Here is a 13,817-nt window from a genome sequence, read left to right as displayed (position 1 = left end):
CGGTGGACGGGTGCGTGTGCGGCGTGCCGGGGACGCGGCGGTCAGTGCGTGGGCACCCGCTCCGGACGGATGCGCTCGGGAACGGGGACGAGCGCGTGGGTGATCGCGCTCGAGAGGGTGAAGGCGCTGGAGTCGAGGTGCGAGGAGTGCCCGAGTCGTGTCGCTTCGGAGGCGCGCTGCTTCGCTCCGGAGGCGGGCCGGATGTCTCCCGAGAGGCTGATCTCGCCGAACGCGGCGATCCCGGGCCGCAGCGGCGTGTAGGCGTGGGCGGAGGCGATGGCGACCGCGATCGCCAGGTCCGCCGCCGGCTCCATGAGCTTCACGCCGCCGACGGTCGACACGTAGACGTCGCAGCGCCGCAGGGGGATGCCCGCCTGCCGCTCGAGGACCGCGAGGATCATCGCGACCCGGGACGCGTCGACTCCGTTCGTGACGCGGCGGGGGTGCTCGCCGTCGTTCGCGATCACGAGCGCCTGGATCTCGACGGGGAGCGCGCGGCGTCCCTCCATCGCGACCGTGACGCAGATGCCCGGGGTGGGGAAGCGGGTGCGGCTGAGGAACAGACCGCTCGGGTCGGGGATCTCGGCGATGCCCTCGGCGGTCATCTCGAAGCAGCCGACCTCGTCCGTCGGGCCGAAGCGGTTCTTGAGCGAGCGGACGAAGCGCAGCGCCGTCTGCCGGTCGCCCTCGAAGTGGCAGACCACGTCGACCAGGTGCTCGAGCAGGCGCGGCCCCGCGATGGAGCCGTCCTTCGTGACGTGTCCGACGAGCACGAGGGGGAGCGCCCGCTCCTTGCAGACGCGGATGAGGGTCGCGGCGACCTCGCGGACCTGGCTGGGACCGCCGGGCAGGCCGTCGACGGTGTCGCTCGCGACCGTCTGCACCGAGTCGACGATGAGCAGGTCCGGCCGGACCTCGTCGATCTGGCCGAGCACGGTGGCGAGGTCGGTCTCGGCCGCGAGGAAGAGGCTGTCGTGCATCGCGCCGGTGCGCTCGGCCCGCATGCGCACCTGCGCGGCCGACTCCTCCGCGCTGACGTAGAGGACCCGCTGGCCCTCGGCCGCGGCGCGGCTCGCGACCTCGAGCAGGAGGGTCGACTTGCCCACGCCGGGCTCTCCCGAGAGCAGCACGACCGCACCGGAGACGATCCCGCCGCCGAGCACGCGGTCGAGCTCGCCCACGCCGGTGGGGCGGTGCGCCGCCGACGTGGTCTCGATCTCGGTGATGGGCCGCGCGATGCGGCCGGCGGCCGGAGCCACAGCGGCGACCGCGCGGACGAGGCCGGTGCGCTCGGTGCTCTCGATCACGGAGCCCCACTGCTGGCACTCGCCGCAGCGGCCGACCCACTTCGCGGTCGTCCATCCGCACTCCGAGCAGCGGTACGGGGCGGTGCGCGTCTTCGAGGAGGCCATGAGGTCCTTTCGGGGCGAGGAGGGGGACGAGCGCGACGCTACGGGGGACCCCCGACACCGCCGCTCGTTCGAACGTGTCTTCGACAGTACCGTCGACCACTGACGCCGCGAGCGGGGCGCGCCAGGCCGGGGGAGAGGTCTCGTGGAAGCCGTCTGTGGAGGAGCGTCGTCGCGGAGGAGCGGAGGCGGAGGAGCACGCCTCGGAAGACGACTCCCGAGCGCCGCTCCGTCGGCGTCGGACGTCTGCGGGAGACTGGGGGACATGCCCTCGACAGTGCACGTCCTCAAGTCCGGCCGCCCGCTCGGAGTCAGCTGGTCCGGCCCCGAGGGCGCCGAGCGGGTCGTCGTCCTGGCGCATCCCGCTCCCGGCTCCTCGGACTTCGACCCCGACCCGGAGGCGACCGCGCGCCACGGGGTGCGCCTGCTCTCGTTCGACCGCCCGGGTTACGGCGCCTCCTCCCTCCTGACCGACCTCGACCCCGCCGGAGCGGGCGTCGGCGCCAGCCCCGAGCAGGCCGCCGCCGACATCGCCGAGTACCTCGCGACCGTCGGCATCGCCTCCGTCAGCGTCGCCGGCTGGTCGGCGGGAGGCCGCGTGGCCCTCGCGCTCGCCGCGAACTACCCCGGCCTCGTGGCGCGCGTCGCCGTGATCGGCACGCCCGCTCCCGACAGCGCCGTGCCGTGGGTCGGCGACGAGAACCGCGCCGAGCTCGCCCGCCTGGCCGACCTCCCGCTCGACGAGGCCGTCCGCTCGCTCACCCGCACCCTCGAGGGCGCCTTCGGCCCGACCCCCGCCCCGGACGCGCTGCTCGGGATGCTCGGCTCCGGCGACGCCGACACCGCGGTGCTCGAGACCCCCGGAGTCCGCGAGCGCCTCTCGCGCATGCTCGAGCGCGCCGCCGCCCAGGGCGCCCTCGGCATGGCCGCTGATCTCATCGGCTACGGCGTGCAGGAGTGGGGCTTCACCGTCGAGTCCGCCGAGCCGCCCGCGCTCCTGCTCTACGGCGCCGAGGACGCGGTCGCCGGCCGCCGCCATGCCGAGTGGTACGCCGCCCGGCTGCCCGACTCCCGCCTCGAGGTCGTGCCCGGCCGCGGCCACCTGCTCGCGATCCCGGAGTGGGACCGTGTGCTCGGCTTCCTCCTCCCCGCCTGACGGCGGCCCGTCCTCTCGATTGGCGCGACTTCCGGCCGTCGCGTACACTCGACCCCGGTACCGTGTCCGAGCGGCCGAAGGAGCATGTCTCGAAAACATGTGTGGGCTTGCGTCCACCGTGGGTTCAAATCCCACCGGTACCGCCAACGAGAAGGCCCCCTGCTTCCACGGAAGCAGGGGGCCTTCGTCGTTTCCGGCGAGCTCCGGCGGTCGCGACGTGCGGGTCAGCCGGCCCGGAGCAGCCAGGAGCGGCCGGCGCGCAGGGCCCGGTACAGGCGCGTGACCGCGTGGTCGGCCTCGGCCGAGCCGACGTCCGAGAAGGAGCCCGCCCCGCCCCAGAGCCCGAGCGCGTCGGCGGCCGCCGCCCGCACCTCTCTGCGGGTCGTCGCTCCGGCGAACAGCTCGTCGAGCCGGTCCGCGACGCGGGCCCGCGCGCCGTCCTGCTGCGACCGAGCGACGTCGCGCACCTCGGCGACGGCCGCCGTGATCTCGGCGAGCACAGCGGGGATCGTGCGGTCCATCCTCCTGAGCCTAGGAGCGGGAGCGCGAGCGCTGCGAGGCGGCGTGGGTCAGGAGCGTCGCCACGACTCCGACGAGCACGCCCAGCGCGGTCTCGAGCGCCCGGTCGCGCAGCAGCACGAGCTCGTCGACGGGGTGCGCGAGCTCGACCATGAGGATCGCGAGCGGAGTGACGAAGGCGAGGGTCAGGCCGTAGTTGCGGCCGACGACGAGCTCGGCGGTCATCTGGAGGAGCACCACCACCACGATCACGGCGAGCGGGGAGAGCGGCAGGGCCAGGAGCGCGGCCGCGATCAGCACTCCGACGATCGTGCCGAGCATCCGGTGGCCCGCGCGCACGAGCCGGGCGCCCGCGTCCGCTCCCGAGACGGCTGCGACGGCGGAGACCATCGCCCAGTAGGGGTGGCCCAGGCCCGTCGCGGTCGGGACGGTGCCCGCCACCAGGACGACGGCCCCGAAGCGGAGCAGGGCGGCGCGCGTCGCCGGACGGGCCGCCGCCGCGCGGAACGAGGTGCGCCACGGCGTCGGGGCGAGGCGGCGTGCGCGGGGGAGCGCGAGACCGCTCAGGCCGACGACGAGCGAGAAGGCGGCGGAGCCCGCGGCGAGAGCGACGGCGAGCGGGATCCGCGAGGGCTCGGACGGGACGGACGCGCACGCCGTGACGGCGAACACCGGGAACAGCGGGCCGGGCGGATGCCAGTGCAGGGCGTCGCTGAGATAGGCGGCCGCGACGGTCACGGCGACCACGACGGGGATGATCAGCCAGTCGCGGTGAGGAGAGAGGGAGACGACGGTGCCGAGGGTCACGGTGGTGACGAGGAACGCGGCTGCCGACAGCTGCATCAGCAGGCGCGGCCGGTGCGTGTGCTGGCGTCCGTAGAGGGCCGTGAAGGCGCCGAAGGTCGCATAGAGGGCGAGATCGGTGCGGCCGAGCGCCCAGAGGACGAGCAGCGGGACGGCGATCGAGACGCCGGCGCGCAGGGCGACGCGATGGGCGCCGGCGTGCGGGCCGAAGGCGAGGAGCTCGCGGGGGTGGGGCAGAACGGGGGTGGCGGCCATCGAGTCCTCTGATCGGGGTCCGAGCGGCGGCGGCCGGAGAAGTGTTTCACGGGTGAAGCAGATATACTTTACGTGTGAATCAGTCTGAAAGCCAGCCGGGCGACGCGGTCGACGAGATCAGGGCGGGCTGGGCGGTGCTGCGGCCCGAGCTCGACACCTCCGCCGTCGACGTCGTCGGGCGGGTGATCCGCGCCTCCGCGCTGATCGTCCGGGCGACGGAGGAGCTGCTCGCCGCCCACGGGCTGACCCGCGGCGAGTTCGACGTGCTCTCCACGCTGCGTCGCGCCGGCGCTCCGCAGTCGCCGACGACCCTCCGGACGATCGCCCTCGCCTCCGCTCCCGCGATCACCAAGCGCGTGCACTCGCTGGAGCGTCGGGGCCTGGTGCGGCGCGCCGCGAACCCGGCGGACGGGCGCGGCTCGCTCATCACGCTGACTCGCGAGGGGGAGGAGCTGGTCGACCGGGCCTTCCCCGAGGTGCTCGACGCCGAGCGGGTGCTGCTCTCGGGGGTGCCCGCCGATCTGCGGGCGGAGGCGTCGCGCTCGCTCCGCGCGGTGCTCGCGAGCGTCGAGGCGGCCGCGAGCCGGTGATGCGCGCGGGGACCGCGAGGCAGCGGGTGCTCGCTACCGTGGTCCCATGCGCCTGACCTCGAGCTTCACCGTGCCGACGCGGCCGCCGGTGCTGCAGCTGGTCAAGACGGCGGCGGCCACGGTCGTCACCTGGCTCCTCGCCGGCGTCGTCTTCCCGGGGACGCTGCCCGTCTTCGGCGCGATCGCCGCGCTCCTCGTCGTCGCGCCGAGCATCAACCAGTCGTTCTCCAAGGCCCTCGAGCGCTCGGTCGGCGTCATCATCGGCGTGATCGTCGGATCCGTGATCGGCACGGTGCTCGGCGGCGAGAGCATCATCGTGCTCCTCGCGATCGTGGCCGCGATCGCCGTCGGGTGGGCCGTGCGCCTGACCCCCGCCTCCGCGGTGCAGATCCCGATCAGCGCGATGCTCGTGCTCTCGGTGGGCGCGGTCACGCCGAACTACGCGCTCGACCGCATCCTCGAGACCCTCCTCGGCGCGGCGGTGGGAGTCGTCATCAACGTGCTCATCGTCCCTCCGGTCGTGCTGGCACCGGCCGAGCGGGCGATCGGAGACCTCACCGCTCAGCTCGCCGCCGCCCTCGACGACCTCGGCGACGCCCTCCAGGCCCCCGTCCCGCGACGCCGGCTCGACGAGCTGCTCATCAACGCCCGGCTGCTGCAGACCATGCAGAGCAAGGCGGAGGAGGCGATCGCGACCGGCGAGGAGTCCCTCCGCCTCAACCCGCGCCGCTCCGCCCACCGCGACCGGCTGCTGGCCCTCGACTCCGTCGTCCCGCGGCTGGGGCGCATCGTGACCCGGGTCCGCGGCATGACGCGGACCGTGCACGACCTCTACGACGACGAGCTCGTCGGGGAGCCGACGATCGCCGACATCGCCGTCCAGCTGCACCGGGCCGCCCACGATCTGCGGCTCCTCGTGCAGTCCTCGGTCGACGTTCCCGAGCCGGAGGCGATCACGGACGAGCTGCCCGCTCTCACCGCGCCGCTCGTGATCGCGACCCCGCATCCGCAGCACTGGATCCTGCTGGGGGCGCTCGCCGAGGATCTGCGGCGCATCCGCGAGGAGATCGTCGGCGCGGAGTCCTGACGGGCGGGCGCCGAGTGGCGTCGGCGGGAGGGCTGCTCTTTCTGCGCTCGGCGTCTCACGCCGCGCGACATGCGGCTCGTGGTGGCCTGCGGTGGTCAGCCGTCCTGCTCGCCGTCCTTCCTCGGTCCGCCGCCCTCGACGAGCTCGCCGTCGCCCGGGTCGGGAGCGACCTGGCGCAGTGCCTCGGGGTCGCTCGCCTCGGCGTGGAGGGTCTTGCCCTCGGCGATGAGGGAGTCGTCGTCCACGAGGATCCCGGCCAGCTCGGTGATGCGTCCCCGGAGAGCGCCGATCGGGTCCTCGGTGGGCGCGTCCTCCTCGGAGTGATCGACCTCCGAGTCGGGGTAGCGGCGGAGGGCGGCCTCGTCCCGGTCGGGCCGCGGTGCACGGGCGTGCTCGACGCAGAGGCGGGCGACCTCCTCGGCGTGCGCGTGCATCACGGAGTGGGAGGCGTCGGGGATCTCCCAGGCCCGCGCATTCGGCATCGACCGGGCGATCTCCTCCGCCCACTCGCGCGGAACGAGCCGGTCGAACTCGCCGCGGATGACGAGGGCGGACGCGCGGATCCGGGGGACGGTCTCCTCGATCCGGTAGTGCATCATCTCGGGCAGCACGCGGGAGAACCAGCGCGGTCCGCAGAGGAGGTAGGCGCCCGCGGCGAGGATCGCGACCTTGAGGGGCTCGCGGACGCTCGACTGGGCGAAGCGGAGCGCGGCGGTCGGGAGGCGGCGCTCGTGCCGGTTCATCACGGGTCCGAGCAGGACGATGGTGGTCAGCTCCGGACGGCGGGCGGCGAGCTCGGCCACCACCTGCGTCCCCATCGAGTGGCCGAGGACGACGGGATCGTCGAGGCCGAGCTCGTCGATGACCGCGCCGACCAGCTCGGCGTAGTCGCCGATGTCCATGCGCCGCGCGTCGATCGGGTGCGGCACGCCGCCGAAGCCCGGCAGGTCGAGAGCGTGCACCGGGCCGAACTCGTTGAGCGCGGGCGCGAGGCGCTCGAAGTACGTGGCCGCGACTCCGATCCCCGGCACGAGGACGAACGTGCGCTCGCCGTCGCGCCCCACTGTGCTCACCCGCGCCCAGACGTCGCGGTGGTGCACGCGCTGGACCGAGACGTCGGTGCTGCGGGTGCGGCGGTGCGGATCTCGCCCCCGAGAGCGCGTGGTCGCGAAGACGTCGCGGACTCCGCGCCGCAGGGTCGTGGCGAGGGTGGGGAGGAGGTCGCTCGGGCGGAGCACGGGGCCTCCTTCGATCGGGGGAGTCGGTCGCTGCGAGCCTAGGCGCTCGCCGCCGGGCTCAGATCAGCATGTCGTCCGACCTGTGGAGGATCAGACGGGCCGGCCCGGTGTGGAGGACGCCGTTGGTCAGGGGGGCGGTCCGGACGCCGCCGCGCCTCCGCATAGCCCGGAACGCCCCGGGGGCGAGCACGACGTCCATCCAGGCGCAGGGGTTCGCTGGTCGTCCGCCCTGGAACTCGATCCGCTCCCCGCCCTGCTCGATCGCGAACGTGCGGCCGGCGAGCGCATCGACGTCGGCGCCGCGGACGATGATGTTGCGGCGGGTGTCGGCGGGGTCGAAGGGCCCTGCGCCGAGCTCGGCGGCGATGTGCTCGAGGGTCTCGACCGCGAAGAGCGTGATCGCCGCGGGGCGGTGCGCGCGCTGGGCGAAGAAGCGGTCGCCGACGATGCCGAGGCCTGCGCGGATCTCGATCCGCTCGGGCTGCTCGTTGCCCTCGGACGGCACCGGGCCATCGGCGGGGCGGCCCTCGTAGCGGTGCAGCGGAGAGACGACGAAGCCCACGAGCTCGATCGCGGCGGCCTCCATGAGCCCACGGTACGCCGTGAGGGGGAGCAGCGGCGTCCGCCCGTCGGAGGCTCTGCGAGGCGCTCCGGGACACCGCGACGGAGCCTGGGTTCTCGTGGCCGCGGCGGCGTCCCGAGAGGGAGCCGTCTGCGCCGCCGCCGCCGATTCGCGGAGGGGGCTCCCGGCATGTATAGTCGTACCTCGTTGCGTGCGCCTCTGGCCCACGTGATGGATTGCGCCCGTAGCTCAACGGATAGAGCATCTGACTACGGATCAGAAGGTTGGGGGTTCGAATCCCTCCGGGCGCACTCTGGTTGAGACAGAGCAGAACGGCCCGCTTCGGCGGGCCGTTCTCGTTTTAACGGTCGCTCGTTCCGGTGGCTGTCGGCGTCGGCCTCCCGGAGAGCGCAGGGCGGCGGAACGGCCGGTTCTCCGCCTCGCAGGACGCCTCTTCGCGCCGTCGACGGCGCCGACCGTCTTCCGCCCGCACCCGCGATCAGTCCGCGCCCGCGCTCGCGATCACTCCTCGCAGGCTCCGCGATCACCCGTCGCGAGCACGCCGCTCGGCTCTTCTCGCGCGCCGTTTCCTCCTCCACAGCGCCCATCTCGCGCCGTTCTCCACGGATGCAGCCGTACCGGCCGCGGTGACGTCGAACCGAGCAATACTCTCCTTCCGTGGGGCTGAACGGTCGCCGCCGACGCAGTGCGCTCGGTCGGCAGAGGAGAGGACATCGGATGAGTCGAACGGAACAGTCGGGGCGGGACGAGCGCGGACGACCCCGAGCGCGGACGGCGCGAGCGCTGGTCGGCACGACGGCGGGCTGCGTGCTCGTGAGCGGGCTGCTGGGCGGAGGCCTCGCGCCGCCGCCCGCCCTCGCCGCCGACGGTCCTCACACGACGATCGAGAACACCCTCCTGCAGGGAGGCGCGACGAACGCCGGCGTGACGACCGTCTCGGCCTGGGTCCAGAAGGGCGAGACGCTCCGGGTGGACCTCCACCCGCTCCAGGCGGGCTCGGGGACCGGCGAGGGCGAGACCGGCGGCGGTACCGCCCGGGTGACGGCTCCGGGCGGAGCCGTCCTCGACGAGCAGGACTTCGCGCCCGGAGCGGCGCCCTCGGTGTCCGCCGGCGGCTCGTTCGTGGCAAACGAGACCGGCGTCTTCCAGATCCGGGTGTCCGACGACGACGTGACGGCGCCGGTGAACCTCGTCTGGAGCATCGGCGTCCAGGACGCGCGGGGCGCGGCGGTCGCGGGCCGGGTGTGGTCCGACTCCTATGCGATCCAGTCCGGGGCGAAGGAGTCCTACTCCTCGCCCGAGGAGCGGCGCTCCTCCTTCACGCTCCACGCCGTCACGGAGACGGGCGCCCGCTACGAGCTGGGGCTGCGCGGCTACGACGGAGTCGCCTCGACGGTCCAGGCCACGAACAAGGGCAACGTGAAGGTCGGGTCGTCCGATCCGTCCTACCTCTCGGTCCCCATGCCGCAGTCGAGCGAGGCGGGCGGCATCGGGGCGCAGTACGTGCAGGCGTCCGGACGCTCCGGGATCGACGGCCTGCAGACCTACAAGCTCTTCCTGGACCCGCCGTCGTCCGACCTGCCGGAGTCGATCGCTCCGGCCTACCGCGCGCCGACGATCGAGGGCCTCGCCTTCCGCCGGTCGACCGCGGGCTCCGACGCGGGCACGCTGACCGGCGTCCTGGGGACGCAGCCGGGCACCGTCGTCGTGGACGTCGATGCGGACGGGGACGGCTCCTACGACGGCGAGCGCGACGTGCACCTCACCCGGATCGCGGGGACGACCGGTCCCTTCTCGGTCGATTGGGACGGACGGGACGCGAAGGGCGGGACGGTCGACGTGACCGACCCCGACGTCACCTTCCGCGCCTCCATCGGCCGCACGAACGAGTTCCACTTCACGCGGGTCGACGCCGAGACGTCCGCCGGCGGCGTATCCGTCGTGAGGTCGACCGGCGGCGGCGACGACCCGTCGATGGTCCACTGGGACGACTCGCTCCTCGCCGGATCGAACTCGGAGCGGTACTCCGGCACCTCCGCGGTGACGTCCGGCGACGGCGGCACCGACTCGTCCGGCGGGGTGCACCGCTGGGAGGGCGACGACTCCGGGCGAGGCCGCATCCCCAACGCCAACGACTCGGTGCACGGCTCCTACGGCGACCTGCGGGCGATCGACGACTGGGCCTACGGCTCGGACGGTGCGGTCGCGGTCGCACGCCTCGATCCGCTCGCGCCGCACGTGACCATCGCGAAGACCTCGTCGGTCGACTCCGCCACTCCGCTGCTCCGCGGCGCCCGCGTGCCCTACCGGGTGACGCTGACCTCGGACGGGACCGGGGACTACTCCGACGCCGCCGTCATCGACTACCTCGACAAGGGCGTGCTCGACGACGCCGAGCTCGACTCCGGCTCCCTCCGCGCCTCGCAGGGCACGGCCACGATCGATGCGGAGACGGGCCGCATCTCCTGGGCGGCCGGCAGCCTGCCGGTCGGGGCGACGGCTGAGCTGACCTTCGACGTGATCGTGACCGGCGAGGGGGACCGCGCGCTGACGAACACGGCCTGCCTCGCCGATGCGCCCTTCGCTCCCGCCTCGTCCGGCACGGGGACCGACGCGAACCCCTGCGCCACCGTCCCGCACGACATCGGCGAGGGGTCGCTCCTGATCCGGAAGACCGCGTCCCAGGCGAGCGCCGAGCACGGCGGCACGGCGGGCTTCGACATCGTCGTGGCGAACACCGGAACGGTCGACGCGACGGACGTGACCGTGACCGACGTTCCGACGCTCGACCACCTGCTCGAGGCGACCATCGAGAACGGCGCCGGAGGAACGCAGCCGGCCACGGAGCCCGTCACGGGTCTCGACATCCCCGCCGGCGGCCAGGTATCGCTGCACGTCAGCGGCCGGGTCGCCGACGGGTACGACGCCGCGACCCTGCCCAACCGCGTCTCGATCACCCACCAGCCCGAGGGCTTCGACCCGCCGACGGTCGAGAACGCCTGCGCTGACGATGCGACGTCGTCCTGCGCCGAGATCCCGGTGCCGCCCGTCGAGGGCAGGCTCTCCATCGAGAAGACGGCGATCGGGAATCAGGTCGACCACGGCGGGCGTGCCGGGTTCCGGATCGTGGTCGCCAACGAGGGGGCTCGGCCGGCGGACGGGGTGACCCTCACCGACGTCCCCGAGCTCGCGCACCTGAGCGACGTCACGATCTCCCGGGACGGCGGCCCGGCGTCGTCCGACCTGACTGTCGAGAACCTGTCTCTGGCACCGGGAGCGTCGACGACGTTCACCGTGACCGGACGGGTCGCCGACGGCGTGGACGCGTGGACCATCCCCAACCGGGCGCGCCTGACCGAGGTCCCGGAGGGCTTCGATCCGACGACCGTCCTGCACCCGTGCGCGGACGACGGCGGAGCCAGCTGCGCCCAGGTGGCGGTGCCTCCGGTCGGACTCGTGCCGACGGTGCTCGCCTCGACGGGAGCGGCGGCCGGGCCCCTCGCGGCCGGAGCCGGCGCTCTGCTCCTGGCCGGCGGCGCTCTGACGGCGCTGCGCCGTCGCTCGACCCGCACCTCGTGAACCGGGAGCCCGGGCCGCTGCAGCGCGGCCCGGGCTCCCGGACCCTCTCCTCGAAAGGCACTACTGCATGACCGAGCACGGCCTCCCGTACCGCATCACCGAGCGCTTCCCTCTCCCCGATGGACGCGTCGGTGTCAGCACCTGGTGGTCCGCCGACCCGGAGCAGCTGGAGCAGCAGCTCCGCACGCGGTCCGGGCATCCGCATCCCGAGAGGGAGCCGGTCCGGAGACTGCACCTCGCGACCGCGACGATCGTGCTGATCGAGGAGCGGACCGCGGGAGGCTTCCGCCCGCTCGACCCCCACCTCCGAGCCCGCACCGATCCGCGCTGGCGCCGGGCTCTCCTGCGGTCGCGCAGGTCGGCCCGGCTCCGACGGGTCATCGGCCCGCGGGACCTGCCGAGGACGGATCCGCCGTCGAGCGTCCACCGATCGGTCAACTGAGACCCATCGGTCGGAGCACGAGTTGTGGCACTTTCCGAGCGCCCTGCTTGGGACCTAGTGTCGCATTGTGACTGCCCCCGCCGCTTGGTACCCGGATCCGACAGATCCCACCCTCCTTCGATACTGGGATGGTTCCGCTTGGACTGACCACACGCATCCGCTAGCGGCAGTGCAGCAAGAGGCTCGGGAGTCGCAGAGTTCGGCGTCGCAGCCCTTGTCCCGTCGCGAGCGGCGGGCCGCGGAATCCCAAGAGCAGGCGGAGCGGGAACAGATTCGCGGAGGCGTTGACCGACAGGAGGAGCAGCGCGGCGAATCCTCCGAGGTGACGAGAGAAGGAGCCGCGCCGGTCCGACCTCCTTCCGGCGGGGATACGAGCGAGGCCCGCTCCGGCGGAGACGTGCCGTTCTTCGGGGCTCGGAAGATCGCCAGAGAACTTCAGGCGCGAGTGGCGGAACTCGAAGCATCGATGGACCGCTACGGTCTGCTGGAGCTCGCGGCACTCGACACGGAGAAGAGACGGCGACGAGAGGAGATCGCAGCGGATCAGCGTGCACACGAGGTCGAAGCGGCGCAGGTCGCCGCCGCGGCGCACCGTCGAGAATCGGAACTCGAAGCTGCGCTGACCGCTCTACAGGCCGAAATCGCCGCGCGGAGGACGGAGTTGGCGGATCTGGATCGCGAGATCATCGGGGTCCGTCACTCGATCGAGGTGCAGGAGCTCGGCCTCTACGACTACGAACACCCCGCCGAGTCGTCCGCCGACCTCGCCACTCGATTGGAAGCGCTGCGCTCCGAGATCAAGAGCGCCGTTCGAGAGAAGCGGGCTGCCCACGCGGCGAGCAATTTCACCTTCAACAACTCGCAGGCGCAGGGGCGCAAGTTCGTCGGTGACATGACCAAGATCCTGCTGCGGGCGTACAACGCGGAGGCGGAGAACTGCGTGAAGTCGGTTCGAGCCGGAAATCTTGCAACGGCTCAAGCCCGCCTGAGCAAGGCTTCGGAGATGATCGAGCGTCAGGGCTCGATGGTGTCGCTCACGATCGATCCGCAATACCACCACATGAGGCTCACTGAGATCCAGCTCGCCAACGACTATCTCCAAGCACTTCAGCGGGAGAAGGAACTGGAGCGGGCGCGACGCGAGGAGCTCCGCGAGCAACGCAAAGCGGAGCAGGAGCTGGCCCGTGAACACGAGCGTCTCGATAAGGAACGCGCGCATTACATCGCGACGCTTTCCGCCCTCGAAGCGAACGGAGACGTAGACGGCGCAGCCAGGCTGCGCGCCCGGATCGAGGACGTGGACAGGGCGCTACACGACGTCGACTACCGCGCGGCGAACATTCGAGCAGGGTATGTGTACGTCATCTCCAACGTCGGCGCGTTCGGCGACGAGGTCGTCAAGATCGGTATGACGCGTCGACTCGAGCCGATGGACAGAGTGAACGAACTGGGCGACGCCTCCGTTCCCTTCCGCTTCGACGTACACGCGCTGTTCTTCGCAGACGACGCCGTCGGCATCGAGGCGATGCTGCATCAGACGTTCGCGGACCGACGCGTGAACCGGGTCAACCTTCGCCGGGAATTCTTCTACGTCAAGCCGGAGGAGGTACTGGCGCAACTGAAGATGCATTCCGTCGAGATCGTCAAATTCCGGACCGATGTCGCTTCGGAGGAGTATCGGGCGAGCGTCGCGCTTGCCGCGCCTGCTCGCTGACGCGCGCTCCGCTTATCAGGCGGCAGCGGTGAGGTCGAGGTCCCCATCGTCCGCCGAGCGGTCTCCATGAGCGTCGTCCTCGGCCGGGGGCGCCGAGGCCGCGATGCGCGAGCGCTCGAGCCCGGCGAGGAGCACGGCGAAGGCCTCCTCGAGCTCGGCGGTGTCGCGGAGCAGGACGCGCTCACCGGTGGCCGGATCGAGGCGGACCGTCCGGTAGGCCGGGCGGGGGAGATCGGAGACCAGGGTGATGATGCCGAGGACGACGCCGCTGCGGCGGGCGCGCGCGGTCCAGCGGTTGGCGTGGGTGCGGAGAAGGATCATGACCGGGGCCGTCCTCGGTGACGTGGTGCAGGAGCGGGGGGAGGGGGGTGTCGCTGGCGGTGCGGGGATCCTCTCGAAGCTTGCTGCACGAAGGGCCTCCGCTTCCTGTGCTTGACAGCA

12 protein-coding genes, 2 tRNA genes and 1 pseudogene are annotated in these 13,817 nt (G+C 72.6%); 9 read left to right on the top strand and 6 right to left on the bottom strand.

What is annotated here, in order from left to right; translation table 11 throughout:
- Positions 1-41 precede the first annotated feature (41 nt).
- Positions 42-1,412, bottom strand: a complete 1,371-nt coding sequence (gene radA, locus C5C46_RS05920; protein WP_104224086.1) for a DNA repair protein RadA — start codon at positions 1,410-1,412, stop codon at positions 42-44.
- Positions 1,413-1,674: 262 nt separating this feature from the next.
- Between radA and C5C46_RS05915 the strand changes: the two genes are divergently transcribed.
- Both C5C46_RS05915 and C5C46_RS05910 read left to right on the top strand, forming a co-directional pair.
- A complete protein-coding gene (locus C5C46_RS05915; RefSeq protein ID WP_104226000.1) occupies positions 1,675-2,565 on the top strand; it encodes an alpha/beta fold hydrolase in 891 nt (296 codons plus the stop codon).
- A 56-nt stretch (positions 2,566-2,621) separates the two neighbouring features.
- Positions 2,622-2,711 (top strand) — tRNA-Ser (locus C5C46_RS05910).
- A 78-nt stretch (positions 2,712-2,789) separates the two neighbouring features.
- On the opposite strand, the gene C5C46_RS05905 is transcribed toward C5C46_RS05910, so the two are convergent.
- Both C5C46_RS05905 and C5C46_RS05900 read right to left on the bottom strand, forming a co-directional pair.
- Positions 2,790-3,086: a hypothetical protein gene (locus C5C46_RS05905; protein WP_104225999.1), complete on the bottom strand. Its 297-nt coding sequence runs from the start codon at positions 3,084-3,086 to the stop codon at positions 2,790-2,792.
- 10 nt (positions 3,087-3,096) lie between these two features.
- A complete protein-coding gene (locus tag C5C46_RS05900) occupies positions 3,097-4,143 on the bottom strand; it encodes an FUSC family protein (RefSeq protein ID WP_104225998.1) in 1,047 nt (348 codons plus the stop codon).
- 74 nt (positions 4,144-4,217) lie between these two features.
- Here C5C46_RS05900 and C5C46_RS05895 point away from each other — a divergent pair, with 74 nt between their 5' ends.
- Positions 4,218-4,733, top strand: coding sequence for a MarR family winged helix-turn-helix transcriptional regulator (locus C5C46_RS05895; RefSeq protein WP_104225997.1), 516 nt, complete (start codon positions 4,218-4,220; stop codon positions 4,731-4,733).
- A gap of 46 nt (positions 4,734-4,779) precedes the next feature.
- Positions 4,780-5,820, top strand: coding sequence for an aromatic acid exporter family protein (locus tag C5C46_RS05890; protein ID WP_104225996.1), 1,041 nt, complete (start codon positions 4,780-4,782; stop codon positions 5,818-5,820).
- Between the two features lie 95 nt (positions 5,821-5,915).
- Here C5C46_RS05890 and C5C46_RS05885 read toward each other — a convergent pair whose 3' ends face one another.
- On the bottom strand, positions 5,916-7,058 hold the full coding sequence (locus tag C5C46_RS05885; protein ID WP_181127836.1) for an alpha/beta fold hydrolase: 1,143 nt from the start codon (positions 7,056-7,058) through the stop codon (positions 5,916-5,918).
- 58 nt (positions 7,059-7,116) lie between these two features.
- Positions 7,117-7,644, bottom strand: a complete 528-nt coding sequence (locus C5C46_RS05880) for an MOSC domain-containing protein (protein WP_104225994.1) — start codon at positions 7,642-7,644, stop codon at positions 7,117-7,119.
- A 214-nt stretch (positions 7,645-7,858) separates the two neighbouring features.
- Here C5C46_RS05880 and C5C46_RS05875 point away from each other — a divergent pair.
- The 5 genes and pseudogenes from C5C46_RS05875 (at position 7,859) to C5C46_RS05860 (ending at position 13,376) form a co-directional block, all read left to right on the top strand.
- Positions 7,859-7,931 (top strand) — tRNA-Arg (locus tag C5C46_RS05875).
- A 427-nt stretch (positions 7,932-8,358) separates the two neighbouring features.
- Positions 8,359-11,220 carry a DUF11 domain-containing protein gene (locus tag C5C46_RS05870; RefSeq protein ID WP_146078940.1) on the top strand — a complete coding sequence of 954 codons (2,862 nt, stop codon included), beginning with the start codon at positions 8,359-8,361 and terminating at the stop codon, positions 11,218-11,220.
- 67 nt (positions 11,221-11,287) lie between these two features.
- Positions 11,288-11,662, top strand: a complete 375-nt coding sequence (locus tag C5C46_RS05865) for a hypothetical protein (protein WP_104224077.1) — start codon at positions 11,288-11,290, stop codon at positions 11,660-11,662.
- Positions 11,663-11,729: 67 nt separating this feature from the next.
- A pseudogene (locus C5C46_RS17420) lies at positions 11,730-11,825 on the top strand (DUF2510 domain-containing protein); the annotation flags it as partial.
- A 6-nt stretch (positions 11,826-11,831) separates the two neighbouring features.
- Complete coding sequence (locus C5C46_RS05860; protein ID WP_374953791.1) at positions 11,832-13,376, top strand: DUF4041 domain-containing protein; 1,545 nt, start codon at positions 11,832-11,834, stop codon at positions 13,374-13,376.
- Between the two features lie 15 nt (positions 13,377-13,391).
- On the opposite strand, the gene C5C46_RS05855 is transcribed toward C5C46_RS05860, so the two are convergent.
- Positions 13,392-13,697 (bottom strand): hypothetical protein, encoded by a 306-nt coding sequence (locus tag C5C46_RS05855; RefSeq protein WP_104224075.1) that lies wholly within the window; start codon positions 13,695-13,697, stop codon positions 13,392-13,394.
- Positions 13,698-13,817: the final 120 nt, after the last annotated feature.

The organism is Rathayibacter sp. AY1E6 (assembly GCF_002931115.1).
Classification (GTDB): domain Bacteria; phylum Actinomycetota; class Actinomycetes; order Actinomycetales; family Microbacteriaceae; genus Rathayibacter.
This window is presented reverse-complemented; position numbering and strand designations above follow the sequence as displayed.

Bases quoted from the DNA above. Each gene is read 5' to 3' on its own strand.
- radA (WP_104224086.1), bottom strand. From the start codon at position 1,412: ATGGCCTCCTCGAAGACGCGCACCGCCCCGTACCGCTGCTCGGAGTGC.
- C5C46_RS05915 (WP_104226000.1), top strand. From the start codon at position 1,675: ATGCCCTCGACAGTGCACGTCCTCAAGTCCGGCCGCCCGCTCGGAGTC.
- C5C46_RS05905 (WP_104225999.1), bottom strand. From the start codon at position 3,086: ATGGACCGCACGATCCCCGCTGTGCTCGCCGAGATCACGGCGGCCGTC.
- C5C46_RS05900 (WP_104225998.1), bottom strand. From the start codon at position 4,143: ATGGCCGCCACCCCCGTTCTGCCCCACCCCCGCGAGCTCCTCGCCTTC.
- C5C46_RS05890 (WP_104225996.1), top strand. From the start codon at position 4,780: ATGCGCCTGACCTCGAGCTTCACCGTGCCGACGCGGCCGCCGGTGCTG.
- C5C46_RS05880 (WP_104225994.1), bottom strand. From the start codon at position 7,644: ATGGAGGCCGCCGCGATCGAGCTCGTGGGCTTCGTCGTCTCTCCGCTG.
- C5C46_RS05870 (WP_146078940.1), top strand. From the start codon at position 8,359: ATGAGTCGAACGGAACAGTCGGGGCGGGACGAGCGCGGACGACCCCGA.
- C5C46_RS05865 (WP_104224077.1), top strand. From the start codon at position 11,288: ATGACCGAGCACGGCCTCCCGTACCGCATCACCGAGCGCTTCCCTCTC.
- C5C46_RS05855 (WP_104224075.1), bottom strand. From the start codon at position 13,697: ATGATCCTTCTCCGCACCCACGCCAACCGCTGGACCGCGCGCGCCCGC.